Origin of the sequence: Pseudoalteromonas sp. SG45-3 (genome assembly GCF_014164075.1) — a bacterium.
Lineage (GTDB): Bacteria > Pseudomonadota > Gammaproteobacteria > Enterobacterales > Alteromonadaceae > Pseudoalteromonas > Pseudoalteromonas distincta.
Genome location: NZ_JACJEN010000006.1, coordinates 170,493 through 196,058, shown reverse-complemented (window position 1 = coordinate 196,058; position 25,566 = coordinate 170,493). Strand labels below are relative to the sequence as shown.

Here is a 25,566-nt window from a genome sequence, read left to right as displayed (position 1 = left end):
AATAGATGCTCCAAAATTAATAAAATAATTTATATAGCAGCACATATAATTAAAATTATGTAATAAAAATAAGGACTTAGTTTTCCTTCTATTTTAAGAGGTTTACGTGGTAAAGCTATCAAATACAGAAATTAGAAAGCTAGATGATGCAGCCAGAGCAGGGTGGTTATATTATGTTGGCGGTAACACACAAGATGAAATTGCCAAAAAGCTAAATATATCTCGTCAATCTGCACAAAGAATGGTCGCATTATCTGTGAGCCAAGGATTAATTAAAGTTAGACTTGACCACCCGATTGCTAAATGTATGGATTTGGCCGAAAAATTAAAAAGCCGTTTTGGGTTAGATTCGTGTGAAGTTGTACCGAGCGATCCATCTGAACCTTCATCTACATTAGGTTTGGCTCAAGCTGGCGCGGCAGAAATAGAACGTCATTTAAAATCAGAACAACCCAAAGTACTTGCTATGGGAACCGGTCGAGTTTTACGTTCATGTGTGGATGAGCTAAGAACCGTTGATTGTCCGCAACATAAAATTGTAGCCATGCTAGGTAATATGGCTTTGGATGGATCGGCTTCACCTTATGATGTTGTAGTAAGAATGGCCGAACACACCAATGCAAAACATTATCCAATGCCATTGCCAGTTTTACCAAGAAGCATTGAAGAAAAAGAACAGTTGCACGCACAACAAAATATTACCGGTAATTTAAAACTCGCTAAAGATGCCGATGTAACATTTGTGGGTATTGGTAGCTTAGGTGAAAAGTCGCCATTACATATAGATGGTTTTATTGATTCGCAAGAACTTAAAGAGTTACAAGATCTGGGTGCTGTTGGTGAAATGATTAGTTGGGTGTTTGATAAAAACGGTAAGCTTTTAGATTGCACAGTTAATCAGCGTGTAGCAAGTACGCCATTAAAAACAAATGCTAACAAACAGATTTATGCGATAGCTGCTGGTGAAGAAAAAGTGTTAGCCATTTTGGGCGCAGTAAGGTCAAACATGATCAGTGGATTAATTACTAACGAATATACAGCTGAGCGTTTACTTAGTATTGATTAAACAAATTGATAAATAAAGTATCTGTATTAGTAATACTAGTTATTGTAATAAAAACACTTAATGTCCGATACCGTCTAGTATTGGACATAGTAAGGGCGCATTTAGGCGCTCTTTCTATATGTACATTAACTACCTATAATTTATATTATGTTAAATAGCATAAATAAATACATAACCAAGTTACTCACCTTCATTAATTAACGTATAAACGCGATATTTTGACTATTTAATAAGCATTAACCTACTTATCTTAATAGTTAATGTTTTTCCCATTTACGCTATTAGCTTCTTGAACATATAAAAATACCGCTTGGTTATTAATATATCCAAGCGGTATTAACAATAACTTCCTAGTAGATATTTCATCCAGTCAAATTCAAGATGTTGAATTTAATGGCTTTTTAACTATCCTACTGATGTACTTGCTGAGACTTTAGAATTTTTTATCATTCATAAATTCACTAATAAGCTCAGATACTTTATCTGGATGTTCATCAACAACCCAATGAGCGGCTCTATCTATCCAAATCAATGATGAATTTGGAATTGCTTCTTCTAACATTGGTGCATATTTTGGTTTTTGAAACTTGTCTTCTTTACCCCAAATTATGAGTGTTTCATGAGGTAAGCTTTTAAGATCGCCTGCAATAGCTTGTGTATATTCTTTATTGAGTCTGCGCATGTTACTAAATAAAGCGGCTTTTCCTTGCTCGTTGCTCCATGGTTTTAAGTATATTTCCATTAACTCTTCAGTCATTACGCTAGAATCGTATACACCTTTAGGCATGAAATCTCTTAATGTATCAACAAATTCAGCTACACTTGTCTTTTCTTCTACACCAGGTTCTAGCAAAGGTTCAAATTCTGGTATTGGCCAAGAATCAAAACATACACTATCTATTAAAACTAATCCGTTTACTTTATCAGGATGATTTACCGCCATTAATTGAGCAACACCACCACCAATATCATGTGCAGCAATATTAACTTTAGAAATACCGAGTTCTTCCATAAACTTACACATTATTCTACATTGCGCATTTATAGATACATCGGTGTTAATTGGCATATCTGATTCACCAAAGTTTAGTAAATCAGGCGCTATTACTCGATGTTCTGATGCGAGTTTGGGCATCACATTTCGCCATAAAAATTTGTAAGTTGGTATGCCATGTATTAATAATAAAGGTGTGCCTTGTCCCATTTCTTGAAAAGCAATTTGATGACCTTCTACTGTAACGTACTGTGTTTTGCTCATAATTTTGCCTCGTTAACTTTAAAAATTATAATGTTTCGTGAACTATAAAATTGGAATATAACCTTATAAAGCAAATTCCATCCCAAGATGAGTATTTTTTAGTTATTCAAAAATTATAATAATTTAAAGTCAAACCCAAACCCAAACCCTTGTAATACTTGGGCTCTAGGCTAAGTAAGTTTATTTGTTTTTTATTATTATAGAGTTTGATAATTGTGATTGTTAAACCACTTTATGAAGTGTGAAGCGTTTGCTCTTAAATATGCAACAATTACAAAAGCGAAGTTGCTACTAATTTGAAGAAATTATTCTTATTAAATAGTTTTTAGTAAGTAATAAGTAATAAACAGCGAACCGCCCTACTATTGCTATTAATCACTTTAAGAAAGATCTAATATTTTCAATTAATACACCTTGCTTAACTGGCTTTAATAACAAACCATTAAACCCAAGCTTTATATATTTATTATTACTATTTTCGTTTTCACTAAATGTATGCGCAATAATTTTCGTTGCTGATGCATCAGCGTGCTTTCTTATTTTTAGCATTGCGTCGGTGCCCGTAAACTGTGGCATGACTATGTCCATTAAAATAATATCGTAAATATTTTGAGAAACCATTAATAGCGCCTCTATTGCACTGGATGCAAAATCTATTAATATGTTTTCTTCTTTAAGCATTTTTCTTATTACAATTTCTATTAGTAAATCATCATCGACTAAAAGCAGTCGTGTAGTTTTATTTATAGGTTTTACTGTATTAAATCCGATAACTTCCATCGTATCTTCAATCGTTTTTTTCATTTTTTACCTCGAATATATTACGCTATATGTAACACCAACCGGCATTAATATTTTATCGTTACATAAAATCCACATTAAGGCGGTTGGTATAGCGGCCTATCTTTTTAAAATACGTGCTATTTGGTTTATTAATATGCCTTGTTTTACAGGTTTTAATAGCATGTCATCAAAGCCCTGGTTTACATATTTAGATTCTGGATCGGGTGTCGATGTATGTGCAATTATTTTAGTTTTAGAATTATCACTGTGTTTTTTAATTTTTAACATAGCGTCAGTTCCCGACAATTCTGGCATTACTATATCCATTAGAATAATGTCGTAACTATTTTGCGAAACCATCAACATAGCCTCTATCGCACTGCATGCGTAATCTATTATGATATTCTGATCTTTTAGCATTGCCCTAATCACAATTTCTACAAGTGGATCGTCATCAACAAGTAGTAGCGTGTTTTGGTGATTTTTAGTCACTAAACTCGCTTTTACTAAATCAGTATTTAATGAGCTACTTGGTACTTTTTGCACATTGTCTTTATCTTGCTTCGTTACTTTGTTTACCAGCATAGAAAGCGTTATCGTTGATTTATTCGCGTTACTACTTACAGTTATCGCTTTACCACCTAACATTTTAAATATTGAGATAAAAAACTTTAACTCTAATGAAACGTCTTTATCATCTATGAGACGTGCTATATCATCACCCGATATACTTTTAAGCTCAGTTATAAAGTAACTACTGTCGATTAAATTGCTTAATGAAAAGTCTAGGTGTAAGTAATTACGGTTACTTTCATTTTTAATCTGAGCGTTAATAGATAGCGTTGTATTATTTGACGAATCCAAAACCTCTGTCACTAACTGAATAACCAATTGAGAAATTAACTTTTCATCGCTTACCACGGTTAACCCAGGCGTAATATTATTTTTAAGAACTATTTTTTTGTTTTCAGCTTCTTTAGTTAAAATCGAAATATTATTATTGATCATATGATTCAGGTTAACGTTTTTGGCCTGCAGTTTTAACTTACCTATTTCCGATTTATTTATATTTACGAGTTGTTGAATTACACTTTCGAGCTGGTCGCATGCATCAGAAATATTCCCCACATTGTTTTTAAATTCGTTAAAGCTTATTGGATCTTTAGATATTTCAACTAATGACTTTAAAGATGATAAAGGCGTTTTTAATTGACGGCTAAGCCTTGTAACAAATTTTTCTTTTAATTGATTTGTCTGTTTTGATTTTTCAAGAACATCAGCGAGTAAACATTCTTTTTGATGTGCCTCTGTATCATCTCTAAAGTAGCAAACGAAACCATTAAAATCTGTATGTCTTTGTAATACAGTTATCCACTTCCCGTCTGTAAAACCTATATCTATTAATTGGTTACGATCATCATCAAGCTTATGATGTTCATGGTAGTGATTTATAATATTATTCTGCTGCGCAATACTTACCAGCTGGCTATACGATAGCTGACAATTTTGTTTATTCACTTGTGCAAATAAAAGGTTAAATGCATTGTTGGTGATCACAGGAAATTCGTGGCTATTAAAAATAGCAAACCCATGCGGCAGTGCATCAAGAGAACTTGAAAAGAGCTCTTCTCTATTGAGTATTAACTGATTTTTTTGTTTTATTTCGTTGTGTAAACGTCTTGGCAAACGTAAAAAATAATACACAAAGGCAAATACACAAAAAGAGATTAACCCTAATCTAATTAAACTATATTTAGTTATTTGTGGGCGTACTATTTTATTCATAGGTTGCACATGTAAGCGCCATGTAGGTGGAAAACGACTACTTAAAGCGCTAATACTATTTTTAATTATACTCGGGCTAACTTCTCCTTGTTTTCCTAAAGTAAACTGTGGTGTTGCTATAAAAACGTTATAATTTTCAGTGTTTAATTTGCCAATAACGGCTTTTAAAAACTTACTTAAATCAAATGCTGTAAGTGTATAAATAGAGCCTTGTTTAATTTTTATTTCAGAAATTAAGAAGGCCGTATCTGCAACAGTAAATACTTCTACTGCTTGTTTATTCGCTCTATTATTGAATTTTTCTAACCAGTTTTTAAATCCATACGCGGCTAAATCAAAATTATTTTTTGACCAAAGTGCAAGTTGGTTATACTCAGAATCAAACACAATATACCCTTTATAAGTTAAGCTTTGTGAAACCTGACTCTGTACTAAATCATTAAGCTGCTCTTTTGTATAGCTATTTTGGCTTTGTAAAAAGCCTGCGATAACTAAATCTTTTTGCGATATATATAATCCTTGATTATCAAATCGCTCTAGAGCATTAAATAATGTTTTACGTAATTGCTGAGTTTGTTCATTGTAATTACTTTGCAGCTCCTTTTTTTCAATAGTATAAAGTAGTAATGCAGTGAATGAGCATAATACTAATGCAATTAAGAATGCCACGGGCGCTAAACTAAATACATGAATATACTTTTCCCCATAATTTTTTTTCACAGGATTAGTAACTTGATTACTTACTGAATCTGAATTTTTATTTAACTGTGTCTGCAATAATTGAGCAAATGAAATAAACTGATTTTTTTGTGAACCTATTAATGTTTTAGGTGCTAAATCAGCCATCAGCACTACGCCAATTAATTTATTAGTGACACTATAAATTGGATATTGTGCATAAAAGCGAATTAATTTGTGCGTGTTGTTTGATACATCATCAAAAAAAGTATCTTCAAATAAATATAGTTTTTCTTGTGTGCAGCGTAGTTGATAGCTTAATAACTCATTTTCGACACTTTCTTTATCGTTGCAGGTTATTAACTGCTCTGAATAAACCTCTCTAAAATCGATAAATTTAACAATTGGAACATCATAAAACTGTTTTAGTAGCGTTAGCGTTTCTTTAATTTCTGTTGATATTTCATCAGTTGGTGTATCTGCTAAATTAGCATGTGAGGTAAATATATTTGAGGCGTTCATTGACGTTCTCCTTCCCCTTTTGGGGGAGTATGTATCCACGTTGTCCTGTTTTGGCCGCTATGTACTGGCAGTAAAACTTTAAATGGTGGCGTTAAACTACTAAGAGCAGGTTCGCCTGTGGTGATATTAATTACTTGTTCTGCATTAACTAAATTAAGTGATGTTTTGCAATATGTAATACCTGGCTCAATCCCTATTAAGCTCAGTGTTTCACTAATGATAAGGTTATTTACTAAATCGATACCGACCAGCTCAAATGTGGTTTGTAAAATAGTGAAAACAAGTGTTTCTACAATGTTTTCATCATCTTCTAAGCGTGTACCTTCTGGGCAGCATATTGTGCCAAGCTCTATATCAACGTTTGTGCCTATACCTACTAATGAAAGCGCATTAAGGGCTGTATTTAAAAGCGGTTCTACCTGAGGTAAATATAAATCAAGTATGTCACCTTGCGATTCGTACCCTGTTTGGCATGTATCACACGATTGTGATAAACCTTGATCGCTTGTACCTAAAAGTGGATTTCCTAAAGCTGTTACTCCAACTAAACAACTGCTGTCGGCTGGTTGCTTATCTATTTCAAAGCTTTCACAAGGTGAGCCTGTTACTACTTTTTGGGATACATAACGAGATAGAATTTGTTCACTATTAGCAGGGCATTGTTGTGGCGTGCTTCTTAATAACTGACCAATAACGCTGTTACCTAACTGCCCTATTGCGTAATTTGGACCTTGCTGCAACGCATTTATATAACTTACATTACCGGTATTATTTAACTTGCTGACACTTTGGCTGTCTGTTGCTTCGTCGCTTAAGCCCTTTAAACACGTGTTACCTTGGCAATTTGGAGCATCGTAATAAACAGCTTCTCGCGAGGTAAACCTATCATCTCTTATGCCTATTAATGCCCTGTACGTGTTGTTTGCTCCACGATCTGTATAAAAAATAAGTGGTGCTTGATGCTCATCAAAACTTACTGCAATACCGAGTGGTCTATTGTTAGCATCAACTACAGTAATTTGATTATCTACCTTAGTTTGATGGCGCTTAATAAGGGCATCCCTTACTAAAATCACCCCACCAATTGAGCCAATAATTAAAATAGTTATAATTAATATAAGCTCAATAGTAAGTATGTACCCTTGTTGATAATGCTTTTTCATATCAGGCTCCTATAACACTTCTACAAGCATTTTAAGTACGTTCATTACTTGTAATGCTGCGGGAAAAAACACCAATACTAAAAACATCGGAAAACAAATTAAGATAATGGGAAAGGTTGTGTGCATCGCTTTTTTGTTTACCTTTTTAGCGAGTAAAATGTTCTTTTTTAAAGCTAGGCCTTCAAGTTGAGCCTCTACTGCTTGGATAAGTGGCGTACCAAGTTTTGACCCTATTAACATTAAGTTTGCGAGTTTTTTAATTCCTAATACGCCGGTTCTTTCAAAAAGTGAATTAAATGCAAATTCACGATCTTTACCTGCACTTAGTTCGAATAAAAATAACTTTAGCTCTTTGTATAATGGGTGTTTTTGACTCAATCCATGATCAACCGCCAGTGCAAATGAACGTTCTAACGAAAACCCGGCGCGCATGTAAACCAGTAACACCCGTAAAAAAAACTCTAAGCTGTTATTTATAGTGGTTTGACGTTGATTTTTACGTAATAAAAACCAGCATTCGGGTGCAAAAAAACACATAAAACACAATAATAATTTAATCGATTGGCTCAGCTCATACCCTGTTAGCTCTATAACCGTAAATGCACTAAAAGTAGCAGCCACTTTAAAGCAGTACAGGCTTATTAATATTTTATTAATTTGAATCCCTGCTTGTCTTAGTTGACGTTTAGAGATGATAATTAGCGGATACCAGTTAATGTTTTTAGTATCGGGTTTATCTAATTCGACTTTAAGAGATTGCCTATGAATATGGATAAACGAGCCCATACTTACTAAAAGTCCGATAAGTAAAAGTATATCAATCATAATGTTACCCTTAAGCTAAGGCGTAGCCATAAAAAGCCAAATAGCTGACAAAGAAGCGCAACCGTTATAAATGCAATCCCATTAGGATCGTTTAATAAAGGTTCAAACCAGGTTGGATCGGTATAGCTAAATAAAGGAATTAGTGCGTAAGGTAAAAAACCACTAAATACAGCAGCGTACTTAGTACCCGAAAGCTTTGCTTTTAGCTGTTGGCGGTCGAGGGTTCTTAGCGACATCATGTTGCATACGCTTTTTAGCATGTCAGTTAAATCGCACTGGCTTTGTGTATGTGTGATGATGCTATGAGCAAATAATCTTACGGTCTCGCAGTTGTATCTTTCAATTAACGGAGCAAACGACGTTTCGGCGTCACTACCCATGCTCATGCGTTGTAATAGCAAAGAGCTTTGTTTTTTTATATATGAGTCAGCATGTTCATCAGCAAACTGCATTGATTGTTGTAGCGACAGCCCCGTACTTAAACACGATTGTACGGTTTCAATAAATTCTAAAAAGTGATGCTCAAATTTTGCTAATTTATAATGAGCCAAGTCAATAACAGTTATAAAACAGGTTACAAAGACCACGATTGAAATAATAAACGCGCTGGTTGATGCCTCAGGGTAATATAATTTAGCTAAAAACCATGAACTACTAGAGAGCGAGCACGCCATGCTTATAAACCAAGCGTTACTTATGTTTAAGCCTAGTACTCGTAGTGACAAAGTAAGGACGTCTTTTTCTTCTAAAATATCTACTTTTTTAGCGCTCTGGTTACTTTTATTTTTAGCATACAAAGAAACCAACACACTAGCTGCAAGTACAAAAGTAATAACCGCAGCAATAGCTAATAAATAATCAAGTTTAGTCATTGTTAGCCTCCGGGTTATTGCGCAGTAATGCTTTTAATTCTTTTGCATTTGCGCCTTGGCCTTTCATAAACTCAATAACACTTGAGTTATCTATTAACTCACTTTGTACAGGCTCTGCTTCGTTAATACTATAAAGGGGGCTGAAATGTGCGCCGCCATTAACACGCTTAATTTCACCAATACTTTTTAGAGTTCGGGTACCATTAGTTGAGCGAGAAACATGCACTATAAGTTGAATACTCGACGCGATTAGCGAACTTGTATGGGTATCGCTCAGTTGTGCGTTGTGTAACTGCACTAAGGTAGATAAACGAATAACGGCATCATTTGCACTGTTAGCATGTATGGTCGTCATCGAACCTTGGTGGCCACAGTTCATTGCTTGGAGCATATCGATTACTTCGCCTGAGCGTACCTCACCTACAAGTATTCTATCTGCGCGCATTCTAAGGGCTGCTTTTACTAAATCTCTTAGGCTTACAGCACCTTTACCATCGCTGTTTGTGTCGTGGGCTTCTAATTGCACAACGTGGTTGTGATGCAAATTAAGCTCAGCACTTTCTTCAATGGTTACAACACGTTCATTTGGGTTAATTGAGTTAGCAAGTACGTTTAATAATGAGGTTTTACCTGCACCTGCATTGCCACACACTAAAATATTAACGCCTGTTTTAACTGCGCTTTTTAAAAATGATAAGATGTTTTTATCTAAAAAATGATTATTAACTAAAAAGTCATCGTTTATTTTTTTATGATTAAACTTACGAATCGATACAATCGCGGCGCTGGTACACGCAGGCGGTACAATAATATGAACTCGGCTACCGTCTTTTAGTTTGCCATCAACAATTGGCATAAGCGCATTTACCTGGCGACCACAGCCATCAAGTAAGCGATCAACAAATCGGCGTAAATGGCGTTCGTTATCAAACTTACTGGCTGTGCAAAGTAGTTTGCCTTGCTTATCAATCCAAATATCTTGCGTGTCGTTTATTAAAATATCACTTACCTGATCGTCCAGCATAAACTGTGCAATAGGACCCAGACCCTGAATTTCATCAAATACAGCCTGAACAACCTGCTCTTTTTGATGCTGATTAAATGAAGATTGATTGAATTGCTGAATTTCACTGCACAGTGCAGAGATTTTTTCGAGAACATTATTTGATAAAAGCGCGGTCGGTTCTTGTTCGTACTCTTCGATAACGGCATCATGCAATAGCTTTTTAAGCTCTTCAAAGGTACTTAAACTGGTTTGAACTTCTTCATGTTTGCTTGATAAATTAAACATAAAAACTCACTTAGCTACATATACAGCTTCATTTTTAACGCCTTTAACCAATTCAATTGTGCGACTGGTTTGTAAGCGTGAAAAGTTTTGCAAACGACCTTGTTCAATGTCATAAGCGCTATGCACAATAATTGAAACTTTGTCAGCGTTATCTATACCCGCCAACGAATAAACATCTTTTGGAAGTACCGCGAGGACTAATGAAACACCGCCCGCAGCAGAATTAGACTCTTTAGCTAAATTATCCATTACGCCACTTTTAGCGGCTTGCGATTTAGGACCTTTTGAAACACCAATAAGCTGTACATCACGGGCAACGGTTCTTACTAAGCGATTAGTTTTAGCGACTATGTCGAGTCGGTCACCTTTGTGTATGCGCGAAAGCGGAATATCCAAGGTGTTTAGTTTTAAAGTATATAAAACACGCCCTGCCGGTATGGCTTCTGATAAATTTTGGCTTTTCGCTCTGATAAAATCTGTTTCAAATAATGGTTGTTCAACCATTTTATTAGTTGCTAATTTTTGACCGATTAATGCACGCGGATTTTGAACGCTCAGTGCAATATTTGAATAGTTACTTGGATCTATACTCTTTTGCTCAACATCGTGAACTGTTACTGTTTGACCGGCCGACATATTTTTGTTTACTACCCAAGCTGTTACGCTATTTTCATCGTTTACCTGTCTAATACCCAAAGCCGAAGCTAACATGCCAGAGGTGATGAGTAATGTGAGAGCCGCTGTGGTTGCGCCTTTGTTACTTTTACTTTTCATAATATTCCTCCGGAGTAACTTTCACTGCCACAATTTTGTGGCAGTGAGCCTTAAGCTTGGTATTCAAACCTGGTTACCTTGCGTTAGTTACCTTGTGAACCGCCTGCTGCTGTAAGTGTTGCAGCATCGCCGCTTGGTGTAGCATTAACAAGTGCGGCACTTTCACTAAAGTCTGATGCAACAAAAGTGAATGAACTACCATCGCCTGCGTACACGTCAACTGAATCTACAAACCCAGAGCCAGACACTTCAGCTGTGCCTTCGGCGTTAATCATCCCGTCAAATACATAGCTTTGGTCAAGTGAGCCAATTGCTTCAGCTACATCTTCAAGCTCGCTGGTTACAGAGTCACGTAATGTAGATAAACCAATTACAAGTGCTGCTACCATTGATGTAGAAAGAATGATTAGCTCTGACGTTAGTACAAAACCTTTTTGCTTTTTGCCATTTAAGTTATGTTTAATAGTTTTCATAATCGTAGCCTTTAAATTAAAAGAGCTTATGCTCACTTTATATATAGCGAGGACCATGCCAATTGAAAAATGCTATTAAATACAGGTGGTTATAGTTTTTATGTGTGTGTTTTTTAGCTTTTTTTATTTTTGATTTGCAAAATGCAAATCAATATTAAAATGAGACTTGTGAGATTACGTATAAAACGTAGGATGAGCGAAAGCTTTACTCCTATTTTTAATAAATAATAAAGTGGTTTTGGCTCCTTAATAATGCCAAATTGTAGGCATAAAAAAGGCCCTGAGGCCTTAAGAGTAGCAATTACCTAAAACGGAGAGTTTTCCGCGCCTAGCAAGTGCTTTTTGATGCGTGGGTTCTGCACGTAAAACTTGCTCATAGTAGCCACAGGCCAATAAATTATTAGCATTCGCTTCTTCAATTAACCCTTTATGGTAAAAATAGGCGGTGCTATTTAAACCAAACTTAACCGAAAGCTCTAAGTAATTTGAAGCTATAACGTAACTGCCCTGAGCATAATGTATAGAGGCCATTTGTAGGTATGGTGAAGCATGTGTACCAAAAACATCAACGCCGTATTGGGCAATGCTTTTTGCTTTAGCTAAATTACCTTGCTCTATTGCTAACGTAACCCCTAAAGTAATTGCGTTTAACGGCGGGTTAGCTTTATTAAGCAAAGTGTTTATAACCTGTTGAGACTGATTAGCACGGCCACTTTTATAAAGTACATATGCCGATATTGAAAGTATTGCCGTGTTATCGGGGTGTTCAAGCATTAACTGATTCACCTCATGCACAAGGTTCAAACAGTCACTTGCATTAATACCTTCGCACATTAACGGTAGGGCATTTAATTGGTATTTTTTTACTATGTCACCCAATGCGTTGTAAGGATTTACTGTTGGCTTGTAATCAATATGAGCGCAACCCGATAAAGTAAGCAGTAAAATAATATAAAATATTTTCATAGCCCTTGCTCCTGTATGTAGCTAAGTACCTGGGTGTCTATATTTGCGTGTTCCCACGAACGTAATGTGTTAATTGGTTCACGCACCAGATTTGGAGTTACAACAATTATCAGCTCACGGTTGTTTTCACTTTTGCTGGTTGTTTCACTTAACTTTCCAAGCATACTATTGCCGTTGCCATCAGGTACAAAGTCGTGGCTTGCATTGTTATCAGTGCTAATTAAGCCACCAATGATAAGAGGCTGCCCATCTTTTAAACGCGTTGACGTTTGCATGCTGCGTGTATTAAATGCACTACTGTTTAAACTGCTGCCTGTGCTTTGTGCAATTTCGGCTGTTAACGTGGTATCGGGTAGTGAAATTACTGGGTTTAGATCAAGTGTTATTCTGTCTTTGTCGTCAACCATAGCGCGTACATTTAATTCAACTCCGAATGATTTAAATTCCGTACCGCTAAACACCGACCCACTACTACCTTGCTGACCGCTTGTAATGCCAGATGGGCTATAACTTGTAGGTACAGGTACTTCACCACCGACTTTAAACACGGCACTTTCACCGGCTAAAACCGTGATTGTAGGGCGAGAAAGCGTTCGCGAAATACCTTCTTGTTCAAGTAATGAAAACAACATATCAATGGCAAACTGTGAGGTAGAAAGCTGTAAGTTATTAGTTAATTGACCGCCAATTAATTGCAGCGCATTTTCTATTGTTGCAGAGCCAGATTCGCGATTAGTCATACCGTCACGGCCAAACAAGCCCGCTTCTTTTTCATACCCATTAGAGAGCACGCTAATATCTGGGCGCCATTGCTTTAACCTACGTTGATTTACTTCGTATAATTGTACCGACACACGAACTTGCGGTAAATCTTCAACTTCAATGCTCGACAAAACTTTACCGCCAGCCACTGAAAGAAGCGTTGCTCTTGCAATATTAGAACTCACATTACTTAAGTTTAATCCTGATGTAGCATCGTTTATTAACCCACCCGACTCGTTGGCAAGCACTTCAATACCTGCGCTTTTATCCTGCGTTGCGCCGCCCATTAAATTATTAGGATCAAGAGGAGATCCCTGAGTTTGTAATGCTTGCTCTGGTTCGAATAATTTATTAATTGTATTTAATAAGCGCACTAGCTTTATTTGATTTTTTACAGAGCCTGACAGTAAAAATACATCGCTATCATCATTTGATAGCTCATCAACCGAGATGCGTTTAATAGTTACTTTATCTGCACCCATTGATTTAATTACTTCGCTAATACGTTCTTCTTTTGGCTTGGGTGCTTGAGTTACTTTTATTAAATTAATAATAGCGACTTTGCTCGAGTTTTGAGAGGTACCACCGTTTGCGTTACCCAATCCTTGCAAGCGTTGAGCGAGAGAATTAAACATTCCTTGGTTAGGGTTTGAGGTAATAACGGGTTGTGATGCTTGTGAGCTACTGGCGTATAGATAGTTTTTTGCAGCTTCATAAGCGGCATGACGATAATTTATAGTAGGTACTTCACCGCGTAATACAACAGCATGGCGATCAGGTGCTATGGTTAGCTGCACGTCAGGATGAATATCGTTGAGGGCATTTTCAAGCACGCTGTAATCTTCGGTTACGCCAAGTAAAAATGTTTCCGAGCTTTTATCGTCGTACCACACCATCATAGATGTACGGCCCAACTTTTTAGCTAAAATTAGTAGCTCACGGCCATTAACCACGTTCACATCAAGTGTTGTTTCGTGGCCAAGTGCAATGCGAGAAATATCACGGGTAAACACAAAGCGAGTATGTGTCCATTTAACTAAGTGTGATACTTTTTGTACCCGCTCACCATTTGCATTTTCTATATAATCTAAATGACTTTCACTGCCTACGGCGCTAAAAGATATTAGTAATAGTATAAAAGTAAATTTTAACATAAGCCTTTCCCTAAATTTGCTTAATGTATAGGTAGCAAGTATGAGACCAAACGCTTTTGTATTTATTATCAATGCATTAAGATGTGTGAAAGTGTGTTTTATTATTTTGATTCGCAAATTGCAAATCAATAATTCATGAAGGGTTTAACCAAGAAATGAGAGTAGAGGCAGGTGGCGCAAAGCGAATAAAATAGGCTCTGCGCTAATTTTAGTTAATGCAAAGCAGCTGTAAATGGGATGCTTTCACAGATTTTAGCTTCTGCTGTAAGTAACTCTTCTAGGCGAGTATCAACTTCTTCTTTATCAAAGTATTCGTAAGCAAGCTCTACAAAAAGATTTTTATGTTTTTCTTCTGACTTGGCAATCGCAACATAAAAGTCTTTTTCTTTACCCTCGGGAAGTGCTTGTGCTACTAAAGAAAAACGCTCGTGACCACGTGCTTCAATTACACCGCCAACCAGTAATCGGTCCATTAAAAAACCATCACGACCGTGTCTAAATAGTGCACGTATTTGTTTTATGTACGGGTCTTTTTTGTCGTCACCTAAGTTTACATCGCGCTCTAAAAGCAATTTAAGTACTTGTTTAAAGTGTATTAATTCTTCTAGCGCTAAATCGGTCATAGCTTTTACTAATTTACGTTTGTCTGGATAATGCGAAAGCATAGACATAGCCATACCCGATGCTTTTTTTTCAGCAGCGGCATGATCTTGTAAAAAAGTATTAAAGTCAGCAAGGACAACTTCGGTCCATTCAAATGGGGTGTGGTATTTTAATTCAAACATGTTCTGTACAACTTAAATAATAATGCGGGGATTTTAACGTATTTGATTTAAAAAATCTTGTAAGGCAGTAATTTATCTATGCGCCCTTTAGCCGTAGACTCAACTTTTAACGGGTGTTTAATATCGTTCCATGCGGTGACTTTTCCGCCCATATTCATTTTTTCAAAATCAGTTTTATCACTTTCTAATCTTAAAAAATTACACAACTTTTTGTAACTATCAGGCTTTGCTATATCAATGGATAAAAAATCGTCGTCACGGTTATTAAAGTACGTTTGAGCATCATTAAAATGTGTTTCATAACAGTCTGCTAAGTAACTATCGTCGCTAATATTATCAAGCGAAAGCTCACTAAACGTATTTAAATAACAGCGTTTTATATGAATATTAAAGCCCCCGTCGCCGCGCGTTAAATTAGTGTGCATACGCGTTAAAAGCTGCTTTATTGAAGGTAGCCATGCACTCAGTTCGCGTTCTAAATAAATAAACTTAGAGTCTGGATAATGAATATCAAGTGCTTTAAAGTCATTAAATATGGGAGTGTCGGCAATCGCGTTAGCATTTTCAAAACAAGCATTAGTATACGCGGTATGCGCCGTTGTAATGCCGAGCTCTAAAAATGCGTGGCACATACTCGTTGTGCCGGTACGTGGTAAACCTATTATAAATATTTTGCTCATTAACTTTTCTATAATTAGCCGCGTGTTACTAGTAATACAAAGGCGCTGATAATCATGACTAAAAATGTAGTAATAGTACCAATTTGGCGATATTTAAGGCTTTTTTCTACTATGCCTAAATTTTGAAACACACGCCCTACTAATAACGCACCACCTAATATATGGCAGTAATGGCTAGCAAGCCCTTGGTACTCTGCTAAAAAAAGCAAAATTAAAGCAAATGGCACGTATTCCATAAAATTTGCGTGGGCACGCACAGCACGTTGCAGCGTTGCATTACCGTTATCACCAAGTGATATTTGCTCCGCACGGCGCACTTTTATTACGTTAAAGCTTAAATAAATGTAAAAGAATGCGAGTAATGCAGCATAAGTTGAAATGATCACGGCGTTTTCCTGTTATTTTTATCGCATAAACATGCGCTCTATTATTGTGGGCGTGATAATAACACATAAATTTGAGCAGCATTATCAGAAGTTTAATAATTGCCTATGCTAAGCTAGAGGTATTAAGTTAGTAGAAAATACATAAGGATTTTATGTTTGTACCTCGCAAAGTAGCCGACAGTTACCGTGAAATGATTAACAGTATTGGCTTTTACCCTTCGATGCTTTCAGTGGGCTTTTTGGTATTTGCCATTATTACAATGTCGGTTGAATATTTAGCCCCTGTTGAGCAGCTCAAGTCATTTATATCGGTTGTACTTGTAGATAGCGCAGAAAACGCGCGGACTATTTTAAGCACTTTAGCGGGGAGTATTATTTCGCTTACCGTGTTTAGTTTTTCGATGGTGATGGTGGTTTTAAATTCGGCCAGTGCTAGTTTATCGCCCCGCGTTGTGCCAGGGCTTATTACGCGTAAATCACACCAAATGGTTTTGGGCTTTTATTTAGGCAGCATAATTTACTCTATTATTATGCTTATAAATATTAATAAGCTTGATGGTGGCAGTACGGCAATTCCTTCAATTGGTGTGTTGTTTGCACTTATTTTTGGATTGATTTCATTAGGTTTGTTTGTATTTTTTATACACTCAATCTCACGTGCTATTCAAGTTGATAACGTGTTAAATGGCTTGTTTAGCCAAACTAAAAACGAAATTAAAACAATAATACAAAGACAACAAGAGAACCCAGTTGAAGACTTTCCAGACTTTAGCAAGTGGCATTCGGTAAGCAGTAAAACAGAAGGATATTATAAAGGCGTACATACCGATAAGCTGTGTGCCATTTTGGCTGAGCAAGATATAAAGGTGTATATATCTGTAAACCAAGGCTATTTTACAGTTAAAGGTTATCCGTTTTTAAAATGCAATAAAGATATAGCAAACGATGAAGAGCTGATTAATAAAATTCTCGACTGCTTTATTTTTTATATAGAAGAGTACATTAGCGATCATTACCGTTATGGATTAACGCAAATATCAGAAATTGCGGTTAAGGCAATGAGTCCAGGCATAAACGATCCCGGTACTGCGGTTAAATCAATTGATATGCTGAGCATTTTACTTATTCAACGGCTTTCGATTAACGATATTAACTACTCGTTTAAGCACAGTGATAATGCCCCGTTGTTGTACCTTCATGAAACAAGCTTTGATGAGTTATTACACGACAACTTTACACCGCTGCGTAATTACGCCAAAGGCGATGCATACGTAATGACAAACGTGCTTGAGGCATTTAAAAATATTTTGTTTGTAGCCCATAAAGATACCGATGCACGCAACAGTTTATTTAATTATTTAAATGCAATTGTTGATGACATAAACGAGCATGTAACTAATGAATACGACAGACGCGAAGTGACTAATATGCTTAACTCTATAGCGCGTATCAGCCAAGAGCAAGGTGAGAAGTTGGTGGCACGTTTTGAGCACCACCAAAAATAAAAACTTAAAACATAGTTTAATCTATGTAGTACACAGCGTAGCTTGACGCTGTTACTTTAATCTCTCCAGCATGGTAGGCATCAGGTACATAGTTACTTGGTGCGCTATCAGCCATCATTACTTTTTCTGCGCGCATATAAGGCTGCGACTGCACATTGAGTGGACTTAGTGACGCGCTGTATAATCCTTTTAAATCAACGTCATAATCTTCACTAAACTCTTTTGCAGCATCCCGTGCGTCTTTAATTGCTAACTTTTGCGCTTTTTTATGCAGCTCGTTGTAGTTGCTTGCTAAAAATTGCGTTTGATTAATTTCGTTAATACCGTTGTTAACTAAGCTTTGTAGTAACTCAGGGTATTTATTTATATCGCTGAGTTTTACTGTTAACGTACGAGAAACCTTAAAGCCTTTAAATTCTTGATTACCGGTAGTGCGGTTGTATTGGCTATCACGGTTTATTGAAATTTGCCCTGCGTTTATATCTCCCTCTTTAACACCAATCTCTTTTACGAGCTTAATTGCCTTGGCGATAGTTAAGTCGGTTTTATTTTTAGCAGCAATTAAGTCTTTATCAACTTCGGTAATACCTACACTAAGCTGTACGTAATCTGGCATTGTAGTAAGAGTCGCTTCGCCCTTAACATAAATATGAGGAGCATCGGGAGTCGCTGCCGCAAGTGCATCAAAGCTAAGTACGTTTAAAGCCAGTGCACTACCTAAAACAAGAGTCAGTGTTTTCATTAAGTCGATCCTTTAATTATGTAAAAGCAAGTAAACACCGTACGTGGTTAATTAAATATGAACAAGCACAAAAAAACAGGCAATTGCCTGTTTTTTGTTAAGCGTTGTAACTAATGCTATTACGCCATTTACTTTTAATTACTTATAAACCTAATTAAACACTACAACGTTTATAGTTACGGTATTTTGGTAACCAGTAATTTTTGTCGATTGCTGCCCATAATGCGTCATCCGTAATCTCAAGAGCAACGCCCTCTTCGATTGCCTTTTTAGCGATGGCAAATGCAATACGTTTACTTAGCGTTTCAATTTCCGTAAGGGCTGGTAATAAACTACCTTTACCTGTGTTTGCACGCGGCGACGACTCTGCAAGCATTTCGCTAGATACACTTAACATTGCATCTGTAATGCGTGTCGCTTTAGCGGCAATAACCCCTAAACCAATACCCGGGAAAATATAACTGTTGTTACATTGTGGGATTGGGAACGTCTCGCCATTGTACTCAACAGGATCAAATGGGCTACCTGTGGCAACAAGTGCTTTACCGTCAGTCCACTTAATCACATCAGCAGGATGCGCTTCTACTTGCTTAGATGGATTACTTAATGGGAAAATAATTGGCTGTTCACAACCGGCATGCATAGCGCGTATTACTTGTTCTGTAAATAAGCCAGGTTGACCAGAAACACCAATCAAAATGTCAGGCTCAGCACAGTGCATAACATCAAGCAGTGATGCGTACTCGCCGCTGTACGTCCAATCACTTAACGAGCCTGTAGGTTGTGCAAGTGCTTGTTGGAAATCGCGTAAGCCTTCCATACCCTCACTAAGCAAACCAAAACGGTCAACCATAAATACTTGGCTACGCGCTTGAGCTTCTGAAATACCTTCAAAAACCATTTGGCTAATAATTTGCTCAGCAATACCACAACCAGCAGAGCCTGCACCCACAAAAACTACTTTTTGCTGGCTTAGGGTTGAATTTTTAACACGACACGCAGCAAGTAAAGAACCGACCGTTACAGCCGCAGTACCTTGAATGTCATCGTTAAAGCTACAAATTTCATTGCGGTAGCGCTTAAGTAATGGCATTGCATTTGGCTGTGCAAAATCTTCAAACTGAAGTAATACATTTGGCCAGCGACGTTTAACCGCTTTAATGAATAAATCTAAAAACTCATCGTATTCGTCTTGAGCAATTCGCTTATGGCGTGCGCCCATGTACATAGGATCGTTTAAAAGCTTTTCGTTATTAGTACCCACATCAAGCATTACAGGCAATGTGTATGCTGGGCTTATACCACCACACGCTGTGTAAAGTGACAATTTACCAATTGGAATACCCATGCCACCAATACCCTGATCGCCAAGGCCTAAAATACGCTCGCCATCGGTTACAACAATAACTTTTACTTTACCTTTGGTAGCGTTGCGTAAAATGTCGTCAATTTGGTAGCGATCTTCATACGAAATAAATAAACCACGTGCGCTGCGATAAATGTCAGAGAATTTTTCACAAGCATCGCCCACTGTCGGTGTGTAAATGATTGGCATCATTTCTTCAAGGTGGTCACGCACTAAACGGTAGTAAAGTGTTTCGTTGTTATCTTGAATCGCACGTAAGTAAATATGCTTATTAAGGTTGTCGGTAAAGCTAGAATACTGCTGATAACAACGCTCAACTTGCTCTTCTATTGTTTCAAAGCGAGGAGGAAGTAAACCAGCAAGATTGAAATTTTCGCGTTCTTTTTTACTAAAGGCGCTGCCTTTATTTAATAGCGGTGTTTCAATTAGGCCAGGGCCAGAATGATGAATATATAAGTAGTTAGGATCAGTATTAGTTGTCATATTTCCAGGCTTTAACGGAGTCTTAAGTTATGATCTGTCATTATCAGTGTTAGAGGTTTAATTGCAACGACAATTAAGCTAGTCAGACCATTGAGAGAAAATACATGCGGGCTTCACTGCCCGCATGCATATTATACATAATTTAAAATTTGATAGTGGCGTTATTATCAGTTAAATCAGATAACGCAACACCTTCACGGCGTGGATCAGCTCCGCCGTAAAGTTTGTCATTTTTAACTTCAACTGCGTGTAAGCCCGAGTTTAAGTCAATAATACGTACATTGTGGCCACGTTTAGTAAGCGCAGGCGCAATGGCTTCAATAGCTGTGCCTTTTTCAAGGCTGGTGTAATCGTTACGATTTGTTGTACGCGGTAAGTTAATAGCGTCTTGCGCTGATAAATTCCAGTCAATAACACCCACAACAACTTGTGCAACGTAATCTATGATACGACTACCGCCAGGTGAGCCTACAATTAAACGTAAGCTGCCATCTTTATTAAATACCATTACCGGTGACATAGAGCTACGCGGGCGTTTACCAGCCTCTACACGGTTTGCTACAAGCTTGCCGTTTTTACGTGGCGATAACGAAAAGTCAGTTAGTTGGTTATTTAAAATAAAGCCATTAACCATAACCGTAGAGCCAAACGCCATTTCAATTGAACTAGTCATCGAAACTGCATTACCTTTACTATCTACAATAGAGACATGAGAAGTAGAAGGTAACTCGTATGAATCATCCATTGCATAACTTAGGTACCCTACTGGATTACCGGCTACGGCTTTTTGGTCTGTTTCGGTAATTAATTTAGCGCGTGAGGCAATGTAATCTTTGTTTAATAGCTCTTTTGTAGGTACTTGAGTAAAATCGGGATCGCCCATGTACATATCGCGATCGGCAAATGCAATACGCGAAGCTTGGCTAAAGTAATGAATCGCCTTTTCGCCATTTGGTTTAAGTGCGCTCATATCTTTATGCTCAAGTAGGCCAAGCATTTGTAGCACAGCTACACCGCCACTACTTGGTGGCGCCATAGAACACACGTTATAAGCACGGTATTGTATACATACCGCATCGCGTTCCTTACTTTTGTAATCTGCTAAATCTTGCACACTTAATTTACCAGGGGCTATTTTAGAGTGCTGTACAGCATTAACCATTTGTTTAGCGTTTTCGCCTTTGTAAAATGCATCAATGCCCTGCTTTGCAATGTCTTTGTATAAATCAGCAAGCGGTTGATTCTTTTTAACACTACCTACTTCAATTAACTTACCATTTGGGTAAAAGTATTCGTTAATAATCGGCATACTCAATACACCAGGGTTTAATTGGCGTGCTAATAAGCCATGTAAACGCGGCGAAATTACAAAGCCTTGCTCTGCAAGTTCAATAGCCGGTTTAAAAAGCGCTTCCCATGGCAATGTACCGTATTGTTTATGCGCGCTTGCAAAGGCGTGTAAAATACCAGGCACACCAACAGAGCGTCCGCCTACTACAGCTTCAATCCATTTAACGGCTTTACCGTGCTTATCTAAAAACAGCGTTTCGTCTGCATTTGCAGGTGCTGTTTCGCGGCCATCAAAACTAGTCAATTTATTGTTTGCTTTGTTGTAGTACATCATAAATGTACCACCGCCAATACCTGAGGATTGCGGTTCAACTAAAGTAAGCACTAGTTGAGTAGCAATCGCAGCATCTACGGCACTGCCGCCTTGGGCTAAAATTTGTTGACCGGCTTTTGAGGCATATGGATTTGCCGCAGCTACCATGTATTTATCACCTTGCACTACTTTTTTATGGATTAATCCGGTAGCAGCTTCAGGTTCGCGAGTTTCAATTTGAGTTGCTTGCTGTGCAAATGAAGGCAGTGATACTGCGCACAGTCCAATGGCAAATAATGAGTTAAGTTTAAAATGCATAAAAATACTAAAAACACTTAATTACGTAGTTGTATTTGGCATCTTAAAGTTAAACGGGCACAATATGCAAAAATTTTGACTAAAAAAATATAATAAAATGCTTAATTTACCTATTCAACCTCGTTATATATTACCGCCTATTATTTTGCTGCTTTTTAGTACCATTTTTGCTGCATTTGATTTAAATAGTTTACTTGAATTTAACCGAAGCCTAATTGATGATGGCGAACTGTGGCGAATCTTTTCTAGCCAATTTGTTCATGCTAATTGGGCTCATTTGGGACTAAATGCCAGTGGTGTTTTACTAATATGGTTACTACATGGCGAATACACATCACCTACTCGTTACGCCGTTAATATAAGTGCGCTGGCACTGTGGTGTGGACTTGGCGTGTATTGGTTTTGCCCAAGCATACATATTTATACCGGATTAAGTGCTCTGCTGCATGGCGTAATTATTTGGGGGGCAGTTAAAGATATAACTGTAGGGCTTAAGTCGGGGTATTTATTATTTATAGGCGTATGGATTAAAATAGCGTTTGAGCAATTTAGCGGCCCTAATGCTGATATAGGAAAGCTTATTAACTCCACTGTGGCTATTGATGCACATTTAATTGGTGTAATTGGCGGGACTCTGCTTGCCATACCACTGGTTATAGAGCTCTTTAAAAAGAAAAAATAAAGTTAGATTTTGTTCAACCCAATAAAAACGCCGCATTAGTTAACTAAACCAATGCGGCGTTTTTGTTTTTATAATTAAAGCTTAAAGCGTTTCTTTAAATAATTTATGAATACGGCGGTATTCGTCTAACCAGCTTGAAGGCTGTACAAAGCCATGCGGTTCAACAGGGAATATAGCTGTTTCAAAGTTTTGTTTTTCAAGCTCTATTAAGCGCTGTACTAAACGCACTGAGTCTTGAAAAAACACGTTATCGTCAACCATTGGGGCATTAATTAATAAACGTTTGTTTAAGCCCTCAGCGTAATAAATTGGCGAGCTGCGCTCATACGCAATCGGGTCAACATCAGGATGGTTTAATATATTAGCTGTATAACCTGTATTGTAATGTGCCCAATCGGTAACAGGTCTAAGTGCCGCACCCGATTGAAACAACTCAGGCGCGGTAAACAATGCCATAAAGGTCATAAAGCCGCCGTAAGAGCCACCATAAGTGCCGACTGCTTTGGTATCAACGTTGGCATTTTGCGCCATCCATTTAACGCCATCGGCTAAATCTTGTGTTTCAGGCGTTCCCATTTGACGATAAATTGCGGTGCGCCAATCACGCCCGTAACCTTTAGATGCGCGGTAATCCATATCCATTACTATGTAACCTTCATCAGCGAGCAATGAATGAAACATAAATTCACGAAAATAAACCGAAAATCCCATATGTGAGTTTTGTAAGTAACCCGCGCCGTGGTTAAAAATAACTGCTTTGCGATTTTTACCTACTTCACCTTCAACGTAATCAGCTGGGTAGTACACTTTTGCGTATATTGGTTGTTCGGTATGGCTCGATGGCACAGCAACAATTTTAGGTGCAGTTAGCTTTTTAGCTAAAAACTCATCCGACACTGTATGAGTTAATCGCGTTGCTTTTGTATTGGCTTTAGCATCTGCTACGTACAGCTCATTAGGCATAGTAATTGTAGAGTGCTTAAGAAGTAACTTGTTTTCATCTGGGCTTAACGTGTAATCGGTCATACCATTTAAGTCAGTTACTTGCTCGCTATTACCTGTTTGCGGGTTAACACGGTAAATTTCGTAAAGCCCTGGATGCTCAACATTCGCTTTGTAATAAATTGCGCTGTCGTCGCTGGTAAGCGTTAAGTTAGAAACCTCAAATTGGCCTTGTGTTAGTGCGGTTGCACTACCATTTACAGGCTTTTTATAAAGCTGGCTGTAACCCGACTCTTCCGATAGGTAATAAAGCGTGTTTGAGTTATGTAACCAACCAAAGTCGTTAAATGCGTAAGCAATCCATGCATCGTCATGCAGGCGATGTTGCGACACAAGTTTGTTGTTTTTAAAATCTACCGTTGCAAGCCAGCGGTCTTTGTTGTCCCACGCTTCAAGCATTACAGCTACTTGCGAGCCGTCATCGTTCCATACTATTGGGCTTTGCTCAAAACCCCAGTCCATAATAAGGTTAATACCACGAGGTGCCTTTTTAGACTTATATGTTTTACCATCACGTGCATAATTTTCTTTTTTAACTGCGGCTAAAACATCTTCGTCAAAGCCCGGTAAGGTATTAAAGCTAAGTGATGTTTGCTCTTTGTTAGTTAAATTGATGTAGACAAGCTTTGAGGTTTCTTCTTTAGCGTCGGCTACACGGCGGCGTGCTTTTTTAGGTTCTATAGTGGCGTCATTTGTAATGTAGTTAGGCATAATATCGCCATCACCACGCCAGTCTGTTTGCTTTTGTACAACGACTAACAGCGCATCACCATTTGGCGAAAGCTGCGCTTCTGCAACGGTATTTCCTTCGCCTAAGTAATAAGCTGTGTTAACAATTGAATCGTTTTGTTCATTAATTTGCTCACTGCGTGCTTGCTTATCTTTTTTATTTTTTTGTTGGAGCGCCACAAATTTAATCAATTTATGCTGCTCTTTAGCAATATACGTGCTTGGCTCTTCAATACCTTTTGGCTCATCAGCAAGTTTTAAGTTAGCAAGCTCGCTCGTTAAGCCTGTTTTTAAATCAACTTTAAAAAATACATTGCCTTGGCGGTAAACTAAATCGCCATTATTTAAAAATTGTGGCTTTGACTCGCCCGCTGATGTAGCTGTAATTTGTTTAAGTTCGCCGGTTTTTAGGTTTTTAACAAATACATTGCCTTTAAATGTGTAGGCCGCCATTGTTTTATTTTTAGAATAAACGGCTTTATTAGAACCCACAGTATGAAGTTTATTAAGAGCTACTTGCTCTGCTGTTTGGCTAGTAACCGATTGGCTAAATAAATCGCGTAGTGTATTACCCTGCTCTTTTTGAGCATAAATAATAGTAGACGAATCGCTCGCCCAGTAAGCACCCTCTGGCTGATTACCCATCCAATCCGGATCGGCCATTGCTTGTTCTAGCGTTATTTTTTGTGAGCCGATATCTGCTGGCGTGTTTACAACCGCAGCAATTTTAGTTGCTGGTAAAGCACTTTGCTGTGTTGAAGAGGTATTAGCGGTAGCGCTACAACCTGCAAGCATAACACTTGAGGCAACAGCTAAGGCCACTAACGTTTTAGATGAAGAAAAATTAAAAATCATAGTGCTTCTATACGGTTATTATAATTAAGCCGTATTTAAGCAGAAGCACTTAAGTTAT

General features: G+C 37.5%; 21 protein-coding genes. 3 read left to right on the top strand and 18 right to left on the bottom strand.

Annotated elements, in window-relative coordinates; all coding sequences use genetic code 11:
* Window positions 1–106 precede the first annotated feature (106 nt).
* Window positions 107–1,066, top strand: a complete 960-nt coding sequence (locus tag H5126_RS09800; RefSeq protein ID WP_182721348.1) for a sugar-binding transcriptional regulator — start codon at window positions 107–109, stop codon at window positions 1,064–1,066.
* A 433-nt stretch (window positions 1,067–1,499) separates the two neighbouring features.
* Here H5126_RS09800 and H5126_RS09795 read toward each other — a convergent pair whose 3' ends face one another.
* From H5126_RS09795 to H5126_RS09730, 14 genes are all read right to left on the bottom strand, one after another.
* Window positions 1,500–2,324 carry an alpha/beta fold hydrolase gene (locus H5126_RS09795; protein ID WP_182721347.1) on the bottom strand — a complete coding sequence of 275 codons (825 nt, stop codon included), beginning with the start codon at window positions 2,322–2,324 and terminating at the stop codon, window positions 1,500–1,502.
* Window positions 2,325–2,699: 375 nt separating this feature from the next.
* Window positions 2,700–3,128, bottom strand: a complete 429-nt coding sequence (locus tag H5126_RS09790; protein ID WP_024604388.1) for a response regulator — start codon at window positions 3,126–3,128, stop codon at window positions 2,700–2,702.
* Window positions 3,129–3,224: 96 nt separating this feature from the next.
* The gene (locus H5126_RS09785) at window positions 3,225–6,092 is read right to left on the bottom strand and encodes a hybrid sensor histidine kinase/response regulator (protein WP_182721346.1); all 2,868 of its coding nucleotides are present in this window, start codon (window positions 6,090–6,092) and stop codon (window positions 3,225–3,227) included.
* On the bottom strand, window positions 6,089–7,255 hold the full coding sequence (locus H5126_RS09780) for a hypothetical protein (RefSeq protein ID WP_182721345.1): 1,167 nt from the start codon (window positions 7,253–7,255) through the stop codon (window positions 6,089–6,091). Before H5126_RS09780 ends, H5126_RS09785 begins: the two co-directional genes overlap by 4 nt.
* Before the next feature lie 9 nt (window positions 7,256–7,264).
* Window positions 7,265–8,080 carry a type II secretion system F family protein gene (locus H5126_RS09775; protein WP_169043649.1) on the bottom strand — a complete coding sequence of 272 codons (816 nt, stop codon included), beginning with the start codon at window positions 8,078–8,080 and terminating at the stop codon, window positions 7,265–7,267.
* Window positions 8,077–8,952 carry a type II secretion system F family protein gene (locus tag H5126_RS09770; protein WP_154903115.1) on the bottom strand — a complete coding sequence of 292 codons (876 nt, stop codon included), beginning with the start codon at window positions 8,950–8,952 and terminating at the stop codon, window positions 8,077–8,079. The genes H5126_RS09775 and H5126_RS09770 overlap by 4 nt, the downstream gene beginning before the upstream one ends.
* Window positions 8,945–10,243 carry a CpaF family protein gene (locus H5126_RS09765; RefSeq protein ID WP_182721344.1) on the bottom strand — a complete coding sequence of 433 codons (1,299 nt, stop codon included), beginning with the start codon at window positions 10,241–10,243 and terminating at the stop codon, window positions 8,945–8,947. Before H5126_RS09765 ends, H5126_RS09770 begins: the two co-directional genes overlap by 8 nt.
* Window positions 10,244–10,249: 6 nt before the next feature.
* A complete protein-coding gene (locus tag H5126_RS09760; RefSeq protein ID WP_182721343.1) occupies window positions 10,250–11,017 on the bottom strand; it encodes a hypothetical protein in 768 nt (255 codons plus the stop codon).
* An 83-nt stretch (window positions 11,018–11,100) separates the two neighbouring features.
* Complete coding sequence (locus tag H5126_RS09755) at window positions 11,101–11,490, bottom strand: hypothetical protein (RefSeq protein ID WP_182758523.1); 390 nt, start codon at window positions 11,488–11,490, stop codon at window positions 11,101–11,103.
* Between the two features lie 288 nt (window positions 11,491–11,778).
* Complete coding sequence (locus H5126_RS09750; protein ID WP_182693153.1) at window positions 11,779–12,456, bottom strand: lipopolysaccharide assembly protein LapB; 678 nt, start codon at window positions 12,454–12,456, stop codon at window positions 11,779–11,781.
* Window positions 12,453–14,372: a pilus assembly protein N-terminal domain-containing protein gene (locus H5126_RS09745; RefSeq protein WP_182715483.1), complete on the bottom strand. Its 1,920-nt coding sequence runs from the start codon at window positions 14,370–14,372 to the stop codon at window positions 12,453–12,455. The genes H5126_RS09750 and H5126_RS09745 overlap by 4 nt, the downstream gene beginning before the upstream one ends.
* Window positions 14,373–14,584: 212 nt before the next feature.
* Entirely contained in the window at window positions 14,585–15,157 is a 573-nt protein-coding gene (locus tag H5126_RS09740; protein ID WP_165743839.1) for a tRNA-(ms[2]io[6]A)-hydroxylase, read from the bottom strand.
* Between the two features lie 47 nt (window positions 15,158–15,204).
* Window positions 15,205–15,837: a sulfotransferase gene (locus H5126_RS09735; RefSeq protein ID WP_182719862.1), complete on the bottom strand. Its 633-nt coding sequence runs from the start codon at window positions 15,835–15,837 to the stop codon at window positions 15,205–15,207.
* Window positions 15,838–15,851: 14 nt separating this feature from the next.
* Window positions 15,852–16,223, bottom strand: a complete 372-nt coding sequence (locus H5126_RS09730; RefSeq protein WP_002962524.1) for an MAPEG family protein — start codon at window positions 16,221–16,223, stop codon at window positions 15,852–15,854.
* A gap of 152 nt (window positions 16,224–16,375) precedes the next feature.
* Between H5126_RS09730 and H5126_RS09725 the strand changes: the two genes are divergently transcribed.
* Window positions 16,376–17,728: a DUF2254 domain-containing protein gene (locus H5126_RS09725; RefSeq protein ID WP_182719861.1), complete on the top strand. Its 1,353-nt coding sequence runs from the start codon at window positions 16,376–16,378 to the stop codon at window positions 17,726–17,728.
* A gap of 16 nt (window positions 17,729–17,744) precedes the next feature.
* On the opposite strand, the gene H5126_RS09720 is transcribed toward H5126_RS09725, so the two are convergent.
* From H5126_RS09720 to ggt, 3 genes are all read right to left on the bottom strand, one after another.
* A complete protein-coding gene (locus tag H5126_RS09720) occupies window positions 17,745–18,470 on the bottom strand; it encodes an SIMPL domain-containing protein (RefSeq protein ID WP_024596616.1) in 726 nt (241 codons plus the stop codon).
* 154 nt (window positions 18,471–18,624) lie between these two features.
* Window positions 18,625–20,319 (bottom strand): NAD-dependent malic enzyme, encoded by a 1,695-nt coding sequence (locus H5126_RS09715; protein WP_002962527.1) that lies wholly within the window; start codon window positions 20,317–20,319, stop codon window positions 18,625–18,627.
* A 142-nt stretch (window positions 20,320–20,461) separates the two neighbouring features.
* Complete coding sequence (gene ggt / locus H5126_RS09710; protein ID WP_182719860.1) at window positions 20,462–22,240, bottom strand: gamma-glutamyltransferase; 1,779 nt, start codon at window positions 22,238–22,240, stop codon at window positions 20,462–20,464.
* 97 nt (window positions 22,241–22,337) lie between these two features.
* On the opposite strand from ggt, the gene rrtA reads away from it, so the two are divergent.
* A complete protein-coding gene (rrtA, locus tag H5126_RS09705) occupies window positions 22,338–22,922 on the top strand; it encodes a rhombosortase (RefSeq protein WP_182194594.1) in 585 nt (194 codons plus the stop codon).
* An 81-nt stretch (window positions 22,923–23,003) separates the two neighbouring features.
* Here the strand turns inward: rrtA and H5126_RS09700 are convergent, their stop codons facing one another.
* Entirely contained in the window at window positions 23,004–25,508 is a 2,505-nt protein-coding gene (locus H5126_RS09700) for a prolyl oligopeptidase family serine peptidase (protein WP_182695940.1), read from the bottom strand.
* Window positions 25,509–25,566 lie beyond the last annotated feature (58 nt).

Coding starts and splice junctions, on each gene's coding strand:
- H5126_RS09795 (WP_182721347.1), bottom strand. CDS start 2,324: ATGAGCAAAACACAGTACGTTACAGTAGAAGGTCATCAAATTGCTTTT.
- H5126_RS09790 (WP_024604388.1), bottom strand. CDS start 3,128: ATGAAAAAAACGATTGAAGATACGATGGAAGTTATCGGATTTAATACA.
- H5126_RS09785 (WP_182721346.1), bottom strand. CDS start 6,092: ATGAACGCCTCAAATATATTTACCTCACATGCTAATTTAGCAGATACA.
- H5126_RS09780 (WP_182721345.1), bottom strand. CDS start 7,255: ATGAAAAAGCATTATCAACAAGGGTACATACTTACTATTGAGCTTATA.
- H5126_RS09775 (WP_169043649.1), bottom strand. CDS start 8,080: ATGATTGATATACTTTTACTTATCGGACTTTTAGTAAGTATGGGCTCG.
- H5126_RS09770 (WP_154903115.1), bottom strand. CDS start 8,952: ATGACTAAACTTGATTATTTATTAGCTATTGCTGCGGTTATTACTTTT.
- H5126_RS09765 (WP_182721344.1), bottom strand. CDS start 10,243: ATGTTTAATTTATCAAGCAAACATGAAGAAGTTCAAACCAGTTTAAGT.
- H5126_RS09760 (WP_182721343.1), bottom strand. CDS start 11,017: ATGAAAAGTAAAAGTAACAAAGGCGCAACCACAGCGGCTCTCACATTA.
- H5126_RS09755 (WP_182758523.1), bottom strand. CDS start 11,490: ATGAAAACTATTAAACATAACTTAAATGGCAAAAAGCAAAAAGGTTTT.
- H5126_RS09750 (WP_182693153.1), bottom strand. CDS start 12,456: ATGAAAATATTTTATATTATTTTACTGCTTACTTTATCGGGTTGCGCT.
- H5126_RS09745 (WP_182715483.1), bottom strand. CDS start 14,372: ATGTTAAAATTTACTTTTATACTATTACTAATATCTTTTAGCGCCGTA.
- H5126_RS09740 (WP_165743839.1), bottom strand. CDS start 15,157: ATGTTTGAATTAAAATACCACACCCCATTTGAATGGACCGAAGTTGTC.
- H5126_RS09735 (WP_182719862.1), bottom strand. CDS start 15,837: ATGAGCAAAATATTTATAATAGGTTTACCACGTACCGGCACAACGAGT.
- H5126_RS09725 (WP_182719861.1), top strand. CDS start 16,376: ATGTTTGTACCTCGCAAAGTAGCCGACAGTTACCGTGAAATGATTAAC.
- H5126_RS09720 (WP_024596616.1), bottom strand. CDS start 18,470: ATGAAAACACTGACTCTTGTTTTAGGTAGTGCACTGGCTTTAAACGTA.
- H5126_RS09715 (WP_002962527.1), bottom strand. CDS start 20,319: ATGACAACTAATACTGATCCTAACTACTTATATATTCATCATTCTGGC.
- ggt (WP_182719860.1), bottom strand. CDS start 22,240: ATGCATTTTAAACTTAACTCATTATTTGCCATTGGACTGTGCGCAGTA.
- rrtA (WP_182194594.1), top strand. CDS start 22,338: ATGCTTAATTTACCTATTCAACCTCGTTATATATTACCGCCTATTATT.
- H5126_RS09700 (WP_182695940.1), bottom strand. CDS start 25,508: ATGATTTTTAATTTTTCTTCATCTAAAACGTTAGTGGCCTTAGCTGTT.